At 64.5% G+C, this 15,274-nt stretch carries 17 protein-coding genes and 1 pseudogene; 10 read left to right on the top strand and 8 right to left on the bottom strand.

Annotated features, from left to right (window positions below; genetic code table 11):
- The first annotated feature begins 27 nt into the window (after positions 1-27).
- On the top strand, positions 28-672 hold the full coding sequence (locus JT360_RS13185; RefSeq protein ID WP_214472050.1) for a TetR/AcrR family transcriptional regulator: 645 nt from the start codon (positions 28-30) through the stop codon (positions 670-672).
- Positions 673-853: 181 nt separating this feature from the next.
- Complete coding sequence (locus JT360_RS13190) at positions 854-1,105, top strand: DUF680 domain-containing protein (RefSeq protein ID WP_214472051.1); 252 nt, start codon at positions 854-856, stop codon at positions 1,103-1,105.
- Positions 1,106-1,149: 44 nt separating this feature from the next.
- On the opposite strand, the pseudogene JT360_RS34065 reads toward JT360_RS13190, so the two are convergent.
- The 8 genes and pseudogenes from JT360_RS34065 to JT360_RS13230 all read right to left on the bottom strand — a co-directional run bounded on the left by JT360_RS34065 (position 1,150) and on the right by JT360_RS13230 (position 8,940).
- Positions 1,150-2,197, bottom strand: a pseudogene (locus JT360_RS34065) (Gfo/Idh/MocA family protein).
- 16 nt (positions 2,198-2,213) lie between these two features.
- Positions 2,214-2,999 carry a ThuA domain-containing protein gene (locus tag JT360_RS13200; protein ID WP_214472052.1) on the bottom strand — a complete coding sequence of 262 codons (786 nt, stop codon included), beginning with the start codon at positions 2,997-2,999 and terminating at the stop codon, positions 2,214-2,216.
- Positions 3,000-3,076: 77 nt separating this feature from the next.
- A complete protein-coding gene (locus tag JT360_RS13205) occupies positions 3,077-3,313 on the bottom strand; it encodes a hypothetical protein (RefSeq protein ID WP_214472053.1) in 237 nt (78 codons plus the stop codon).
- A 58-nt stretch (positions 3,314-3,371) separates the two neighbouring features.
- A complete protein-coding gene (locus JT360_RS13210) occupies positions 3,372-3,956 on the bottom strand; it encodes a sarcosine oxidase subunit gamma (RefSeq protein ID WP_214472054.1) in 585 nt (194 codons plus the stop codon).
- Positions 3,949-6,942, bottom strand: a complete 2,994-nt coding sequence (locus tag JT360_RS13215; RefSeq protein WP_214472055.1) for a sarcosine oxidase subunit alpha — start codon at positions 6,940-6,942, stop codon at positions 3,949-3,951. The genes JT360_RS13210 and JT360_RS13215 overlap by 8 nt, the downstream gene beginning before the upstream one ends.
- Positions 6,939-7,250 carry a sarcosine oxidase subunit delta gene (locus JT360_RS13220; protein WP_214472056.1) on the bottom strand — a complete coding sequence of 104 codons (312 nt, stop codon included), beginning with the start codon at positions 7,248-7,250 and terminating at the stop codon, positions 6,939-6,941. The genes JT360_RS13215 and JT360_RS13220 overlap by 4 nt, the downstream gene beginning before the upstream one ends.
- A gap of 11 nt (positions 7,251-7,261) precedes the next feature.
- Positions 7,262-7,687, bottom strand: a complete 426-nt coding sequence (locus JT360_RS13225; RefSeq protein WP_214472057.1) for a hypothetical protein — start codon at positions 7,685-7,687, stop codon at positions 7,262-7,264.
- The gene (locus JT360_RS13230) at positions 7,687-8,940 is read right to left on the bottom strand and encodes a sarcosine oxidase subunit beta (protein ID WP_023778582.1); all 1,254 of its coding nucleotides are present in this window, start codon (positions 8,938-8,940) and stop codon (positions 7,687-7,689) included. Before JT360_RS13230 ends, JT360_RS13225 begins: the two co-directional genes overlap by 1 nt.
- A 203-nt stretch (positions 8,941-9,143) precedes the next feature.
- Between JT360_RS13230 and JT360_RS13235 the strand changes: the two genes are divergently transcribed.
- From JT360_RS13235 to JT360_RS13270, 8 genes are all read left to right on the top strand, one after another.
- Positions 9,144-9,512, top strand: a complete 369-nt coding sequence (locus tag JT360_RS13235) for a DUF2568 domain-containing protein (protein WP_214472058.1) — start codon at positions 9,144-9,146, stop codon at positions 9,510-9,512.
- A 109-nt stretch (positions 9,513-9,621) separates the two neighbouring features.
- Positions 9,622-10,380 (top strand): SDR family oxidoreductase, encoded by a 759-nt coding sequence (locus tag JT360_RS13240; RefSeq protein ID WP_214472090.1) that lies wholly within the window; start codon positions 9,622-9,624, stop codon positions 10,378-10,380.
- A gap of 129 nt (positions 10,381-10,509) precedes the next feature.
- Complete coding sequence (locus tag JT360_RS13245) at positions 10,510-10,896, top strand: SET domain-containing protein (protein ID WP_214472059.1); 387 nt, start codon at positions 10,510-10,512, stop codon at positions 10,894-10,896.
- Positions 10,897-11,071: 175 nt separating this feature from the next.
- A complete protein-coding gene (gene rpsU / locus JT360_RS13250) occupies positions 11,072-11,338 on the top strand; it encodes a 30S ribosomal protein S21 (protein ID WP_010911429.1) in 267 nt (88 codons plus the stop codon).
- A gap of 141 nt (positions 11,339-11,479) precedes the next feature.
- Complete coding sequence (locus tag JT360_RS13255; protein ID WP_214472060.1) at positions 11,480-12,322, top strand: tetratricopeptide repeat protein; 843 nt, start codon at positions 11,480-11,482, stop codon at positions 12,320-12,322.
- Positions 12,323-12,529: 207 nt separating this feature from the next.
- A complete protein-coding gene (locus JT360_RS13260; protein ID WP_214472061.1) occupies positions 12,530-13,003 on the top strand; it encodes a DUF992 domain-containing protein in 474 nt (157 codons plus the stop codon).
- 94 nt (positions 13,004-13,097) lie between these two features.
- Complete coding sequence (locus JT360_RS13265) at positions 13,098-13,580, top strand: DUF992 domain-containing protein (protein ID WP_214472062.1); 483 nt, start codon at positions 13,098-13,100, stop codon at positions 13,578-13,580.
- Between the two features lie 203 nt (positions 13,581-13,783).
- On the top strand, positions 13,784-15,220 hold the full coding sequence (locus tag JT360_RS13270) for an MFS transporter (RefSeq protein ID WP_214472063.1): 1,437 nt from the start codon (positions 13,784-13,786) through the stop codon (positions 15,218-15,220).
- Positions 15,221-15,274 lie beyond the last annotated feature (54 nt).

The raw sequence follows: 15,274 nt of genomic DNA on the forward strand, positions 1-15,274 counted from the left end.
CCCAGTTACCATCGAAAGGCACCAGACTTGCCGCTGAGCGTCCAGAAACGCCGCGAAAAACAAAAGGCCGAACTGCGCTCCGAGCTGCTCGAGGCCGCGCACAAGCTCGTCCAGGAGGAAGGCTATGAGGGCCTGACCATCCGCAAGCTGGCAAAACGGGTCGGCTATGCGCCGATGTCGGTCTATTCCTATTTCGCCGACAAGCAGGACATCCTGTTCGCGCTGGCCGAAGATGCCTTCGAAACCCTTGCCCGCCGCATCGAGGAGCATCCGTCCGACGATCCGATCGAAGCCTTGCGGGCGGTGATGACCGAATATGCCGCCTTCGGGCTCGGCAATCCCAATGAGTACCGCACGGTCTTCATGACCGAAAAGACCAAGCTGCCGGAAGGCAGGAGCTATGAGGACATGGAGGAAGCCAACCCGGCGATGAAGGCGCTGATCAGCCGGGTCGAGGCCTGCGTCGCGGCAGGCGAGTTGCAGGGCGATCCCCGCGCTATCGCCACCATGCTGTGGGCGGTCGGCCATGGCACGATTTCGCTTCTGATCACCTTTCCGTTCTATCCCTTCGGCGACCCGCAGGCCTTCGTGAAGCGGATGTGCGATTTCACACTTGCGACACTCCGCGCGCAAGATGTGCCTCCGCTGACCGAGACACCGGTCAACTGCTGAACGACATCTCCTTTCGTTTCCAGCAGTCCTCGCCACCGGCCAAACCAGCAGCGAATTTCTTGGTTAACAAAAAATTTCCGTACACGTACGATTTGCCTTGAACTTCGCGAGCGGCGGGCGTATTTGTACGGCATAACGTACATGTACGAAGAAACTTACCCGTCGAAAACGGAGACCGACAATGAAAAAGACCGTCCTCACCCTCGCCGCCATTCTGGCCCTTTCGGGCTCGGCCTTCGCCGCCGCCAGCGCGACCCAGCCGGTCAAGCACGTGCCGGCCGCGACCTGCGTCGACACCAAGACCAATGTGAAGCTCGATTGCGCTTCGACCGGCTCGGTCGAGAAGAAGGGCACCTCGGAAAACACCGCTGAAGGCAAGGGCCCGCGCCTCGGCATCAGCATCAATCCCTGGATCGTGCCGAGCGCTTTCTAACATTTGCGCCAAACGCTTCTGGCCGGCACAGGCCGGTCAGTATGTCAGACGGTAATTGGCATCTTGGCCGCTGAACTCTCGAAGGCCGCGTCGATCAGCTTCTGCATGTCGGCAGCGCGCCGGAACGACGGATCGCCGTTCTGCCCCGTATCCAGCGCATCGGCAAAACGCCGGGCGTTGCGCTTGACTTCAGGCGGGGCCAGCGTTCGCCAGCGCTGCAGGTCGACATCCGCGCCAAGGCAGGCGGACAGGCTCGATGCCTTGCCGTCGGTCTCGACCTTGATGGCTCCCTTGGTGCCGTGCAGCGCCAGCGACAAATCATTGGCGTGACCTGTCGTGTAGCGGCTCGCCACGATCGTGGCGAGCGCACCCGATGTCAGCCGCGCCGTCATCGCCACGCTGTCATTGGCGTCGAGCACATAGTCGCCGATCCGCTCGCCCTCAGCCTTCGGAAATGTCACCAGATCGGCATGCAGGCTGACGATGTCCTGGGCGGCGCCATAGGTGGCGAAGTCGAGTATATGAATGCCGACATCACCCAGAACACCGGTCGAACCGTGCCGGCTTGACAGGCGCCACAGCCATTTGTCCTCGACCCGCCAGTCGCCCCAGGACTTGCTGACCAGCCAGCTCTGGCGGTAGCTCGCCTCGACATGGCGCAATTCGCCGATCTCGCCGGCCTGAACCATGCGCCTCGCCTCATGGATCGCCGGCGAGTTTCGATAGGTCAGGTTGACCATGTTGACGACACCAGCCGCTTCGGCCGCTTCCGTCATGTCGAGCGCATCGGCATGGTTCGGCGCCAGCGGCTTTTCGCAGAAAACGTGTTTGCCCGCGGCAAGCAGCGCCAGCGTCGTTGCCTTGTGCACGCCGTCCGGCGTCGCATTGATGGCGGCGTCGAACTGGCCCCAGGCGATCGCCGCCTCAAGGCTCTCGAAGAAATCACCGATCCTGTTGGCCGTAGCGAACGCCGCCGCGCGGCCCGGCACCTGGTCGACGCAGGCGACGATGCTGCAGCCGGGAATCCCGGCGAATTCTTGGACGTGATGCCCGGCAATGCCGCCGGTGCCCGAGCAGGAGAAGTCGATGCATCAGTTCAGGGTCCGGATCAGCTCAGCCCCTTATCGCCATCGGCATGCAGGCGCAGGCCCTTCTGGACGATCTTCTCCTTGGCCTTGTCCGTCGGTACGTTCGGCGCGTTGGTGATGCCGGACCATGCAGGTGCGGGATTGTGCGCCCAGTGCACGGCATTGCGGAGCACCTGCTGCACGCCCTCATTGTGATAGATCGGATAGGTCTCGTGGCCGGGTGAGAAATAGAAGATCCTGCCGGCGCCGCGCTGGTAGGTCAGCCCCGACCGGAACACCTCGCCACCCTCATACCAGGAGATGAACACCGTCTCCAGCGGCTCCGGCACCGCGAACGGCTCGCCATACATTTCGGTCTCGCCGATCTCCAGGCACTCGCCGATGCCTTGCGCGATCGGGTGGCCGCGGTTGATCGCCCAGACCCGCTCGCGCTCGCCCGCCTCGCGCCATTTCAGCGAACAGGGCGTGCCCATCAGCCGCTTGAAGATCTTCGAATAGTGGCCGGAATGGAGAACGATCAGCCCCATGCCTTCCCAGACCCGCTTCTGGACGCGCTCGACGATTTCGTCCTTGACCTCGCCATGGGCGGCGTGGCCCCACCACAAAAGCACGTCGGTGGCGGCGAGACGCTTCTCGCTCAGCCCGTGTTCGGGTTCCTGCAAGGTGGCGGTGGTCGCTTCGATGCCCTTATCCTGGTTGAGGGCCGCGGCAATCGTGCCGTGCATGCCCAGGGGATAGAGGTCGCGCACGGCGGCATTGGTCTGCTCATGGACGTTCTCGCCCCAGACAACAGCTTTTGTCGGCATTTTTCCTCTCCAAAGCGCTTTGAATATCGCATCTCCTGAGAGCTTGGGAAGATGCCTTTCGACCAAAATTGGGGAAATCAGGGCTTGCGGCTTTTCCGCTTGGCCACGGTCTTGGCCTTGCCGGGCTTGGCGGGCGCTCCGGGGATCGCCGGACTGGTGATGGATACCGGATCGCTGGCCGGGAACGTATCCTCGAGGCCCTCCTCGAGTTCTTCTTCGGCGTTGGCCTCGCGATGCCGCTCATGTTCAAGCGAGCGGACCGCCGCGGTTTTGGCTTTGGGCTGCGGCGACTTCGGCGCGGACTTTGACGGCATCGGCAGTTCTCCCTCGACCTATTGCCGCACAACGGACGCGGGCGGCAAACGTTCCGGGTCAGCCAGCCGCGTCGCGTGCGCCCTCGGAGAGGAAAGTAAAGACATAGTCCGAGAAGGAACGCCAGCATTCGACCCGGAAGGCATCGGCGGCGGTACGCAGCAGCACGATCTCGGCCTTGCCGAGAATGGTGCGTGAGGCAGCGCCCACCGGGAAGGCGTCGAGCGACAGATCCTGCGGGCAGCCCGAATTGATCGCGGCTTCGGCCGCCGGACCCATGACTGATATCGCGATATTGCGGTGCGAGATGCAAACCGCCGAATGCAGCGCGGCAACTTTTGCGCAATCGGCGAGCGGATCGTTGCCGGCCTCGTCTATGACAAGCCATTCGTCGGGGCCAAGCCACAGAGCGGTGCGGCCCGCCTTCGACACGGACGTCTTCGGCTTCTTCGGCAAGGTCAGGCCAAGCGCCTTCGACAAGGCAGCGACCGAGGGCTCCGGCGCGCGCAGCGACATGCGCTCGGCCGGCGGCAGCTCTTCGACCTTGACACCCGTTGCCGACACGTTGCGGCCGGCCAGCGCCGGACGACGCTCGACCGAAGGCGATGCGGCCGGAGCCGCTTTCTTCACAGCAGCCTTAGCCATTGAGGCGCCCTCCCGTCTCGTCGAAGAACACCATGCCGGTAACCTCCACTTCGATCACTCCGTTCGGCATCGGCACGTAGAGCGTGTCGCCCATCCGGTCGCGGCCGCCGGCGACCAGCGCCAGCGCGATCGAGCGGCCGCAATTCTGTGACCAATAGCTCGAGGTGACATGGCCGATCATCTTCATCGGGATCGCTTGTTTGGGATCCTCGACGATCTGCGCGCCTTCCTCCAGCACCACCTTTGGGTCCTTGGTCTTGAGCCCGACCAGCTGCTTGCGGCCCTTGGCGACCAGGTCCGGCCGTGTCAGGCCCCTGATACCGACGAAGTCGGCCTTCTTCTTGCCGACCGCCCAGTCGAGACCGGCATCGTTCGGCGTCACCGTGCCGTCGGTGTCCTGGCCGACGATGATATAACCCTTTTCGGCGCGCAGAACGTGCATCGCCTCGGTGCCGTAAGCGGTGGCGCCGTGCTTCTGGCCCTCGGCCCAAAGCGCCTCCCAGACGGCCTGGCCGTAATCGGCCGGAACATTGACCTCGAAGCCGCGCTCGCCGGTGAACGACATGCGGAACAGCCGGGTCGGCACGCCGCAGATCTTGCCCTCGCGCACCGACATATGCGGCAGCGCCTCATCCGACATGTCGATGCCCTCGACCAGCGGCGCGATGATGTCGCGAGACTTCGGCCCCTGTACGGCGATGACCGCCCATTGCTCGGTGATCGAGGTCAGCCAGACATTGAGATGCGGGAACTCGGTCTGGAGATAGTCCTCCATGTGGTTCATGACGCGCGGCGCGCCGCCCGTCGTCGTCGTCACATGGAAACGGTCGGGCGCAAGTCGTCCAACAACGCCGTCATCATAGATGAAGCCGTCCTCGCGCAGCATGATGCCATAGCGGCAGCGGCCGGGCTCCAGCTTCTCCCACGGATTGGTGTAGAGCAGCTCCATGAACTTGGCGGCATCGGGGCCGACCACCTCGATCTTGCCCAGTGTCGAGGCATCGAACAGTCCGGCATTGGTACGAACCGCGACACATTCGCGGTCGACCGCCGCATGCATGTCTTCGCCGGCCTTGGGGAAATACCAGGCGCGCTTCCACTGGCCGACATCCTCGAACACAGCGCCTTGCGCTTCGGCCCAGGGATGGATCGCTGTCTTTCGCGTCGGGTCGAACAGAGGGCCGCGCGCATGGCTGACGATCGCGCCGAACGTCACCGGCGTATAGGGCGCGCGGAACGTGGTCAGCCCGACCTCCGGGATCGGCTTGCCGAGCGTTTCCGCCGCGATCGCCAGGCCGTGCATGTTGGAGGTCTTGCCCTGGTCCGTCGCCATGCCGTTGGTGGTGAAGCGCTTGACGTGCTCGATCGAGCGCATGCCTTCATGCACCGCCTGGCGAATATCCTTGGCGGTGACGTCGTTCTGGAAATCGACGAAGGCCTTCACCGTCGTGTCAGGCCCGGCGCCGGGCGCCGCGCCCAGCATGCCGCGCGACCAGTTCTCCGAGCCATCGACCTTCGGCTTGGTGCCCTTGGCGGTTTTGCCGCCGGCATCCCTGGCCGCCTTGGCGCCAGCCGCATAGGCCTCGTCCACAGTCGCCGACAGGCCGTCGGTGCCGTTGCAGGCACCGACCGAAACGCAATCCTGCGCATAGGTGCCCGGCACGAAGCGCTTGGTCTCGTCGTTGAAGGCAACCTTGCCGCGCGACTGCGAAAACAGATGCACCGACGGCGTCCAACCAGCCGACATCAGGATCGCATCGACCGGAATGGTGCGCTCGCCGCCGCCATTCTTCGGCTGCACGGTCATCGACGACACCCGAAGCTTGCCGCCGGCGCGGATCACGGCGCGGCCGAAATTGATCTCGATGCCGAGCGCCCTCGCCTCGTCGATCACCGGCCCGGTCGGGTTGTCGCGCAGATCGACGATCGCCGCCACATTGACGCCGGCCTTCTTCAGGTCGATCGCCGCCGCGTAAGCCGAATCGTTGGCGGTGTAGACGCCGACATTCCTGCCGACCGCCACGCCATAGTGATTGAGGAAGGTGCGCGCAGCACCCGCCAGCATGATGCCGGGCCGGTCATTGTTGGCGAACACCATGTGCCGTTCGATGGCGCCGGAGGCGAGCACGACGCACTTGGCGCGCACCTGCCACAGCCGCTCCCGCGGCAAATCGTGGCCGGGGGCCTTCAAATGATCGCTGACACGCTCCACCAGGCCGACGAAATTCTGCGCGTAGTAACCGAAAGCCGTGGTGCGCGAGAGCACCCGGACATTGTCCATGGCGCTCAGCTTGGCGATCGCTGCCTGCGCCCAGGCAAAGCCGCCCTGGCCGTCGATTTTCGCACCGCTCTCGAAACGCAGGCTGCCGCCGAACTCGGCCTGCTCGTCGGCGAGGATGACACGCACGCCGGTCTCGGCCGCCGCCAACGCCGCCGCGATGCCGGCCGCGCCGCCGCCCAGCACCAGCACGTCGCAATGCGCGTAGCGCGACGAGTAATGGTCGGGATCGGGCTTGTCCGGGGAAACGCCAAGGCCGGCGGCTTCGCGGATCTTGGGCTCGTAAAGGCTCTTCCAGGCCGCCTTGGGCCACATGAAGGTCTTGTAGTAGAAGCCGGCCGAAAACAGCGGCGATGCCAGGTCGTTCACAGCACCCACGTCGAAGGACAGCGAGGGCCAGCGGTTCTGCGAGTTGGCGGCGAGCCCGTCATAGAGCTCCTGCACGGTCGCCCGCACGTTCGGCGTCTTGCGCGCGTCGTCACGCACGATCTGCACCAGCGCGTTGGGCTCTTCCGCGCCGGCGGAGAGCACGCCGCGCGGCCGATGGTACTTGAACGAGCGGCCGACCAGATGCACGCCATTGGCAAGCAGCGCCGAGGCGAGCGTATCGCCCTCGATGCCGGTATAGGACTGGCCGTCGAAGCTGAACCGCGCGGTCCTGACCTGGCTGAGACGACCGGCGCTCGGAATGCGGAACGCGCTGCTCATTTGGCAACCACTTCGTTGGAGTTTTTCGGCAGCTTGGAAGGCTTCGGTTCGCCGGCCTTGTAGGTCATGATGAACTTGTCGGTGACGGTGTCGCGCACCGCGTTGAAGAAGCGCGCGCAGCCATGCATGTGCCGCCAGCGCTCATAGATGATGCCCTTGGGGTTCGAGCGGATGAAGAAGAATTTCTCGAAATCGTCGTCGCTCTCGCCAGCCATGTTTGCCGAGCGCGCGATATGCGCCTCGCCGGCGTTGCGGAATTCGAGCTCCGGGCGCTCTTCCTCACAATAGGGGCAGCGGATGAGAAGCATCGTCTTCGTTCCTACAATTCGCCGTGGCCGACGCGGGCGCCGGCCGGTTGGTCGCAAAGCCTCTGGCCCATGGCTGCGAAAGGCGCGACGAGCCGGATGCGCTCCTCCACGCTTGCGGCCGGGCGAAACAGGTCGCGATACGCCATGTTGCCGATGGTGAGTTGCATCGGATCGGTTGTAACGATGACGCGACGCGGCTCGAATGTGTCGTCCTCGTCGAGATCGGAAGGCCTGTTCTCCACGAACATGACCACCTTCTGGCCACCGCTCCACACACAGGCCAGTATGCCGTCGTCGACCGAAAACGGCCAGTTGGCCTCGTTTCCGGCACGGCTGATCGGCTGCGTGCGTACTTCGTACGGCGTAGGCAAATGGAATATGCCCCGTTCCCCCGCCAGCATCAGCGGCATTGCGACAGCGATCTCAGCCATCGTCATCAGTGTGCCACCGCCGCCGCCGCCGCCTCATCGATGAGGCGGCCGGTGCGGAAGCGCTCGATGGTGAAGGGCGCGTTGATCGGATGCGGATCGTCCTTGGCGATGGTGTGGGCAAAGACATGGCCCGAACCGGGCGTCGCCTTGAAGCCGCCCGTGCCCCAGCCGCAATTGACGTAGAGGCCAGGCACCGGCGTCTTGGCCAGGATCGGCGAACGGTCCGGCGTGACGTCGACGATGCCGCCCCACGAGCGCAGCATCTTCATGCGCGTGAAGATCGGGAACATCTCGCAGATGGCGTCCAGCGTATGCTGCAATATATGCAGGCCGCCGGTCTGCGAATAGGAGACATACTGGTCGGTGCCGGCGCCGATCACCAGCTCGCCCTTGTCGGACTGCGAGATATAGGCGTGCACCGTGTTCGACATGACCACGCAAGGCACCACCGGCTTGACCGGCTCCGACACCAGCGCCTGCAGCGGGTAGCTCTCCAGCGGCATGCGCACGCCGGCCATGTTCATGATCACCGAGGAATGGCCGGCGGCGACGACGCCGACCTTCTTGGCGCCGATGAAGCCGCGCGTCGTGTCGACGCCCATGACCGCGCCATTGGCGGCCCGCTTGACGCCGGTGACCTCGCAATTCTGTATGATGTGAACGCCGCGCGCCGAGGCGCCGCGCGCATAGCCCCATGCCACTGCGTCGTGGCGCGCCGTGCCGCCGCGCCGCTGCAGCGCGGCACCGACCACCGGGTAGCGCGCATCCCTGGAGATGTTGAGCGGCGGGCAGAATTCCTTGGCCTGCTCCGGCGACAGCCATTCATTGTCGATGCCGTTCAGCCGGTTGGCATGGACATGGCGCTTCAGCACCTGGATATCGTGCACATTATGCGCCAGCATCATGACGCCGCGTGCCGAATACATGACGTTGTAGTTGAGCTCCTGGGAGAGCCCGTCCCACAGCTTCAGCGCATGGTCGTAGATCCCGGCGCTCTCGTCATAGAGATAGTTGGAGCGGATGATGGTGGTGTTGCGGCCGGTATTGCCGCCGCCGAGCCAGCCTTTTTCCAGAACCGCGACATTGGTGATGCCGTGCACGGTGGCGAGATAATAGGCGGTGGCCAGGCCATGGCCGCCGGCGCCGACGATGATGACGTCGTATTCCTTCTTCGGCTCGGGCGAGGACCACTGTTCCTCCCAGCCCTTGTGGCCGCGCATGGCCTCGCGGGCGATGGCGAATACCGAATATTTTTTCAACGCGTTCTAGCCTCGCAAATGGCGGCGGGGCGTTCACTCGGCCCCGGCGCGCGAGGTGTATCACTAGCGAAACAGCGCTTCCACCCTTGCGCTGTTTGCGACGGCGCTTGCCGTTTTGCGCCGCGACGAAAAAGACGCATGCTCTCTGGCTGCCACGAGGGCTTTCAGTCACATTGCCGGTCGCGAAACTCCGGAGGGCGACCGTGGGCAATGCCTGGTGGAACTTGACGTTGCGTTTCCTGCTGGAGCTTGCGGCCTTGCTCGGCCTGGGCATGGCGGGCTGGAGCTTCTCCAGCGGATGGTGGCGCTGGGTCTTCGCCCTGGCCCTGCCGCTCATTGCGGCCGCCTTGTGGGGTACTTTCGCCGTGCTCGACGATCCAAGTCGGTCAGGCCGCGCACCGGTACCGGTGCCGGGTGCGGTGCGGCTGGTGCTCGAACTGATCATTCTGTTCGGCGGTGCCGCTGGTTTCCATGCCGCCGGTTACACCACCTCCGGCATCATCGTCGCCCTGCTCATCGCCATCAGCTACGCCTTTTCGCTCGACCGCCTCAGCTGGCTGCTGAAGCAATAGTTCGAAGCGACAGGGGCCTTCGCAGGTATCGGGTGGCTCCGACCTGCCCTATTTGCGACCAAGCATCCGATTGCCGGCGGGACCGGCACGAAGAACAAGGATGCAAAAGATGCTCGCACTTGCCGACAAGATCGCCATCGTCACCGGCGCCAGCTCCGGCATCGGCCGCGCCACCGCAAAACTCTTCGCCGAGGAAGGCGCGAAGCTCGTCGTCTCCGCCCGCCGCCAGGCCGAGCTTGATGCGTTTGTCGCCGAAATCGCGGACGCCGATGGCACGGCTGTCGCCCTTGCCGGCGACGTCAGGGACGAAGCCTATGCGAAAGCCCTTGTCGATCTGGCGGTCGAAAGCTTCGGCGGCCTCGACATCGCCTTCAACAATGCCGGCGCCGTCGGCCTGATGGCGCCGCTGCCCGACATGATGCCGGCGGCGTGGCACGAGACGATGGATACCAACCTGACCAGCGCCTTTCTCGGCGCGAAGTACCAGATACCGGCCATGCTGGAGCGCGGTGGCGGCTCGCTGATCTTCACCTCCAGCTTTGTCGGCTACACCGCCGGTATGCCGGGCATGGCCGCCTACGCCGCAGCCAAGGCAGGCCTGATCGGCCTGACCCAGGTGCTGGCCGCCGAATATGGTCCGAAAGGCCTGCGCGTCAATGCACTGCTGCCCGGCGGCACCGACACGCCCGGCGCGACGACGACCACGCCGCAAGCCCGCGCCTTCGTCGAAGGCATCCACGCCTTGAAGCGCATGGCACAGCCGCAGGAGATTGCCCGCTCGGCGCTCTACCTCGCCTCCGACGCATCGAGCTTCACCACCGGGACCGCGCTGTTTGCCGATGGCGGCGTGTCGATCAACCGGACGTGAAGGCTTTTTCCAGGCGAACTTTGCGTGTTCGTCCAAGTGACGCAGGCCGCCGGTCTTGCTTTTTCGGCGCGATTTGGCGATTCCGTTTCCTGTCGAAACGGGTCTTTTGCCAAAACAGGTCCTGGAACCATGATGCTGATCAGAACCTACGTGGCCGCGAGCGCGATCGAGGGCGTCGGCATGTTCGCCGCCGAGCCGATCAGGAAGGGCGCCTGGATCTGGCGCCTCGATCCTGATTTCGACCGGCTGATCCCGGTGGACAAATATGAGGCGGCATCGCCGCCGCTGAAGGAATTGCTCGATCGCTACGCTTATCCGAGTCCGGATCGGCCAGGTTTCATGGTCTATGAAGTCGACAATGGCCGTTTCATGAACCATTCGGCGACGCCGAACACCGATTTCTCGCAGTACGGCGGCGCGACCGCGACCCGCGACATCGCTGTTGGCGAGGAGATCACCTGCGACTATGGTGAGTTCTTCGAGGATTTCGAGCGGCTGCACCTGGCCACGGCGTAGTTTGCCCTATCTCCACGCAACCCGTGGCGATTTGGCCGTTGTCCTTCATTTCGACTGTGGACAGCGAGGCCTGATTCTGCTATCAGCCGCCACAATTCGTGGTGCCGACCGCCGCGGTGGCTAGTGGCTATGGCTACTTGCCTTTTGATATCAAACCCGAAAGACAGGATTGCCCGTGCAGGTACTCGTCCGCGACAATAACGTTGATCAGGCGCTTCGCGCGCTCAAGAAGAAGATGCAGCGCGAAGGCATTTTCCGCGAAATGAAGATGCGCGGTCACTACGAGAAGCCGTCCGAGAAGCGCGCCCGCGAAAAGGCGGAAGCCGTACGCCGCGCCCGCAAGCTGGCACGCAAGCGCGCCCAGCGCGAAGGCCTGCTGCCGATGACGCCGCGTCCAGTGGCTGCCGGCGGTGCTGCCGGGGCAGCGCGTCCGCCGCGCTGATTAACGCCAATATTTCGTCCTTTTCGAAGGATACCAGGGTGGCGCGATGCGGAATCGCCGCCACCTTTTTATTTTGATGTGACCGGCCCGGAGGGGGGATCCGGACCTGAATGACGCGGCGTAAGTGAGGACAGGGCAGACATGAACGCAACAAGCGTGGAGCGCGGGACCGCATTGCGTGGTTTCGCCCTGACGGCGGCCCTGCTTTCCGGATTGGCGCTTGCCGGCTGCCAGACATCAGGCCCGACCGGCGAGTTCAACAACATCGACAAGGCGCAAGGGTCGAGTGAGAACATCTCCTCGTTATCGGCGGTGATCCAGCGCAATCCCCAGGATCCGGAAGGCTACAATGTACGCGGCTCGGCCTATGGTCGTGGCGGCCAGTACCAGGCGGCACTCAAGGATTTCAACCAGGCCATCCAGCTCAACCCGAATTTCTACCAGGCCTATTCCAACCGCGCGCTGATCCAGCGCTTCCTCGGCAACCAGGAAGCCGCTCTTGCGGACTACAACCGCTCGATCCAGATCAACGGCAATTATGATGCCGCCTATATCGGCCGCGGCAATCTCTACCGGAAGGCTGGCCGCACCCAGGACGCCTTCAGCGACTTCCAGAAGGCGATCCAGCTCGACACGACGGATGCCCGCGCCTACCACAACCGCGGTCTGATCTATCAGAGCCAGGGTCAGCACAAATTCGCCATCGAGGATTTCTCGACCGCCATCTCGCTGGCGCCGGATGCGGCCGAGCCCTACAACGGCCGTGGCCTCTCCTATCTGGCGACGGGCGACGAGGACAATGCCTTCTCCGATTTCAACATGGCCATCAAGCTCGATGGCCAGAACGCCGAGGCCTGGGCCAACCAGGCGCTGATCTATGAGCGGCGCGGCGACAAGGCGAAGGCGGCGAAAGCCTACCGCGAAGCCGTGCGCCTCAACCCCGGCTATCAGCCGGCCAAGGACGGCCTCGCCCGCGTCAGCTGAGATCCCTTCAGCCCCCCGGATAAACGTTGCGGGGTCATTTCGCGTGTCCAAAAAGACACGCGGCGCCGCAGATCGCCGCCTTCAAGGCAACCACGTGTTAACCGCTGCAGCAAGCCTTTGACCCTTGCCTTGTTCGCGCCAAGGTTTCGGCGGAACGGTCGTGCCACCCAGCCGTTACTTCGAAGCGATTTGCGAAAGGACCCTCCCATGATCAAGAAACTCGCCTGCGCCGCCCTCGCCACCACGGTGTTCGCAACCGCCCCGGCCGGCGCCGGCAGGCTGCAGCTCGGCACGCTCGACTGCACCATCGATGGCGGCACCGCCTATATCGTGACGTCCAACAAGGGCGTGTCCTGCGTGTTCCGTCCCTCCCATCACGGACCGTCGGAGATCTACACCGGCGTCATCTCCAAGCTCGGCGTCGACCTCGGCCAGACGCATCAGGGCCAACTGGTCTGGGCGGTTCTTGCCGCGACCCGCGAGCGCGATGCGGGCGACCTTGCCGGCAGCTATTATGGCGTCAACGCCGAAGCCAGCGTCGTGACCGGCGGCGGCGCCAATCTGCTGGTTGGCGGCTTCGACAGCGCTTTCATGCTGGAGCCGCTCAGCGTCCAGGCACAGACCGGCCTCAATCTCGCCGTCGCCGTGACCTCGCTCGAGCTGATCCATTCGCTGAAGTGAATGCATGGAGCCATGGGCTCCCACGACCCCTCACCCAGCGGCGCGGAACCGGATAGGATGGTTCCGCGCCGCTAAATTTTTGACGGGGATAGCCATGCCGAAGACAGCCATTGCCGCTGCCGTGATTGCAACCGTTCTTGCCGGTGCGGCGCAGGCGCAGGATCAAGGCATTGAACTCGGCGCGCTTGAATGCGCCATATCAGGCGGCACCGGCTTCATCTTCGGGTCGGCGAAGGATCTGAGCTGCACCTTCATCCCGGCCGACAGCACCTTCGCGCCGGAAGCCTATTTTGGCGCCGTCAACAAATACGGCCTCGACATCGGCACGACAAAACAGGCGGTGATGCGATGGCTGGTGCTGACGCCGCTGAAGAACATCTACGCGCCCGGTGCGCTGGCGGGCGATTATTTCGGCGCCAGCGCCGAAGTGACGGCGGCCGTCGGCGCCGGCGCCAACCTGCTGGTCGGCGGTTCCTCGCAAGCCTTCACCCTCCAGCCCCTCAGCCTGCAGACCCAGACCGGCATCAATCTCGCCATCGGCGTCAGCCAGTTCCAGCTGCGCAGCACCGAGAACTGACGCGCCGCGTAGGCCGCCAAATCGCAGCAGACCGCCGCGCGAACGCGCTCCAAAAAACCGCTTGAGCTCAAGCGTGGTTGAGGTCCTACAAGCCTGACCCACTGGAGCGGCGCCTCGATTCCGGTGCGCATGGCCCCGCCGGAAGCCCGTGCTGGCTTCTGGCGCCATAGCCGGCACCGAGATATGCAAAGGCAGGGGTGGAAATGGCAAGGATCAGCACAAACAGGGTCGACTGGCGCGCTTTGTGGGCGAGCGGCGACTTGGCGCGCTTCTGCTTCATCAGCCTCGGCATCCTGCTGCACGCCACCAATGAGACGATGGTGGCAACCGTGATGCCGGCCATGGTCGGCGAGCTGGCCGGCGTGCAGCTCGTCGGCTGGTCGCTGGCGATCTATGAACTCGGCGCCATCGTCGCCGGCGCTGCGGCCGGCCGGCTGGTGAGCTATGTGGCGCTGCGCACCACTATGGTGGTCGCGGCCCTGCTCTACGCGGCAGGGGCGCTGATCTGCGCCACCTCGCCTTCCATGCAATTGTTCTTGGCCGGCCGCCTGATCGAAGGGCTGGGCGGCGGCGCGCTGGTGTCGCTCGCCTTCGTCTCGGTCGAGCGGCTGTTTTCGCGCGCCATCTGGCCGCAGCTTTTCGGCATCATGTCGGCGATCTGGGGCGTCGCCGCCTTCAGCGGCCCGCTGCTCGGCGCGATCATGACCGAGCTTTTGTCATGGCGCTGGGCCTTTGGCGCCTTCACCCTCGGCGGCACCGCCATGGCATTGGCAAGCTTCGTCGTGCTCGACACCCCAGAAGCGACGCGTCCCAGTACGAATGCCGGCAAGGCGCCGCCCTTCCCGTTCGCCGCCCTTGGCTGCCTTGCCGTCGCCGTGGTGCTGATCGCCTCGGCCGGCGTCGACATCGCCCTGCTGCGCTCCTCGCTGCTGATCGCCCTCGGCCTGGCCGGCCTGGCGCTGTTCTTCTACATCGATGCGCTGAAGCCGCGCTCGCGGCTTTTCCCGGCGCGGTTGTTCTCGTGGCGCACGCCGGTCGGCGCCGGCATGACCATGGTTGCCGCCTTTTCCATCGCCACCTGCTCCTTCGGCGTCTACGGGCCGCTGCTGCTGACCAGCCTGCACGACATTCCGCTGTTGACCACCGGCTACATCATCGCCGCCGAATCGATCGCCTGGTCGATCCTGTCGATCCTCGTCGCCAACGCGCCGCCACAGCGCGAACGGCTGATCATCGTCTGCGGCGCCTTGATGATCGCCGCAGGCATCGCTGGCTTTGCCTACACGATACCGCTGGGCTCGATCCCGCTGATCCTGGTGTGCGCCCTGTTGCAGGGCGGCGGCTTCGGCGTGGCCTGGCCGTTCCTGACCCGCGTCATCGTCGCCTCCGCTGCCGGCGACGAGCAGACCATCGCCTCGGCCGCGGTGCCGACCATGCAGCGCATCGGCTATGCCGTGGGTGCCGCCCTTGCCGGGATCGTCGCCAATGCCAGCGGTTTTTCGCAAGGTCTGAACCATGACGCGGCGGCGAACGTCGCGAGCTGGCTGTTCCTCGCCTTCGTGCCGCTTGGCATCCTCGGCTGCCTGGCCGCCTTGCGGGCGTCAGCGGCTGCGAACCGACCGCTGGAAGCGATCGGCTGACGCAGCTTCGACTAAAGCAATTCCAGGAAAAGTGTGAAACGGTTTTCCCGGGAA

The organism is Mesorhizobium sp. dw_380 (assembly GCF_018588885.1).
Classification (GTDB): Bacteria; Pseudomonadota; Alphaproteobacteria; order Rhizobiales; family Rhizobiaceae; genus Mesorhizobium.

Excerpts from the sequence above, each read along its gene's own strand:
- JT360_RS13240 (WP_214472090.1), top strand. The coding sequence starts at position 9,622 with ATGCTCGCACTTGCCGACAAGATCGCCATCGTCACCGGCGCCAGCTCC.
- JT360_RS13265 (WP_214472062.1), top strand. The coding sequence starts at position 13,098 with ATGCCGAAGACAGCCATTGCCGCTGCCGTGATTGCAACCGTTCTTGCC.
- JT360_RS13260 (WP_214472061.1), top strand. The coding sequence starts at position 12,530 with ATGATCAAGAAACTCGCCTGCGCCGCCCTCGCCACCACGGTGTTCGCA.
- JT360_RS13205 (WP_214472053.1), bottom strand. The coding sequence starts at position 3,313 with ATGCCGTCAAAGTCCGCGCCGAAGTCGCCGCAGCCCAAAGCCAAAACC.
- JT360_RS13255 (WP_214472060.1), top strand. The coding sequence starts at position 11,480 with ATGAACGCAACAAGCGTGGAGCGCGGGACCGCATTGCGTGGTTTCGCC.
- JT360_RS13215 (WP_214472055.1), bottom strand. The coding sequence starts at position 6,942 with ATGAGCAGCGCGTTCCGCATTCCGAGCGCCGGTCGTCTCAGCCAGGTC.
- JT360_RS13200 (WP_214472052.1), bottom strand. The coding sequence starts at position 2,999 with ATGCCGACAAAAGCTGTTGTCTGGGGCGAGAACGTCCATGAGCAGACC.
- JT360_RS13270 (WP_214472063.1), top strand. The coding sequence starts at position 13,784 with ATGGCAAGGATCAGCACAAACAGGGTCGACTGGCGCGCTTTGTGGGCG.
- JT360_RS13210 (WP_214472054.1), bottom strand. The coding sequence starts at position 3,956 with ATGGCTAAGGCTGCTGTGAAGAAAGCGGCTCCGGCCGCATCGCCTTCG.
- JT360_RS13190 (WP_214472051.1), top strand. The coding sequence starts at position 854 with ATGAAAAAGACCGTCCTCACCCTCGCCGCCATTCTGGCCCTTTCGGGC.
- JT360_RS13220 (WP_214472056.1), bottom strand. The coding sequence starts at position 7,250 with ATGCTTCTCATCCGCTGCCCCTATTGTGAGGAAGAGCGCCCGGAGCTC.
- JT360_RS13245 (WP_214472059.1), top strand. The coding sequence starts at position 10,510 with ATGATGCTGATCAGAACCTACGTGGCCGCGAGCGCGATCGAGGGCGTC.
- JT360_RS13225 (WP_214472057.1), bottom strand. The coding sequence starts at position 7,687 with ATGACGATGGCTGAGATCGCTGTCGCAATGCCGCTGATGCTGGCGGGG.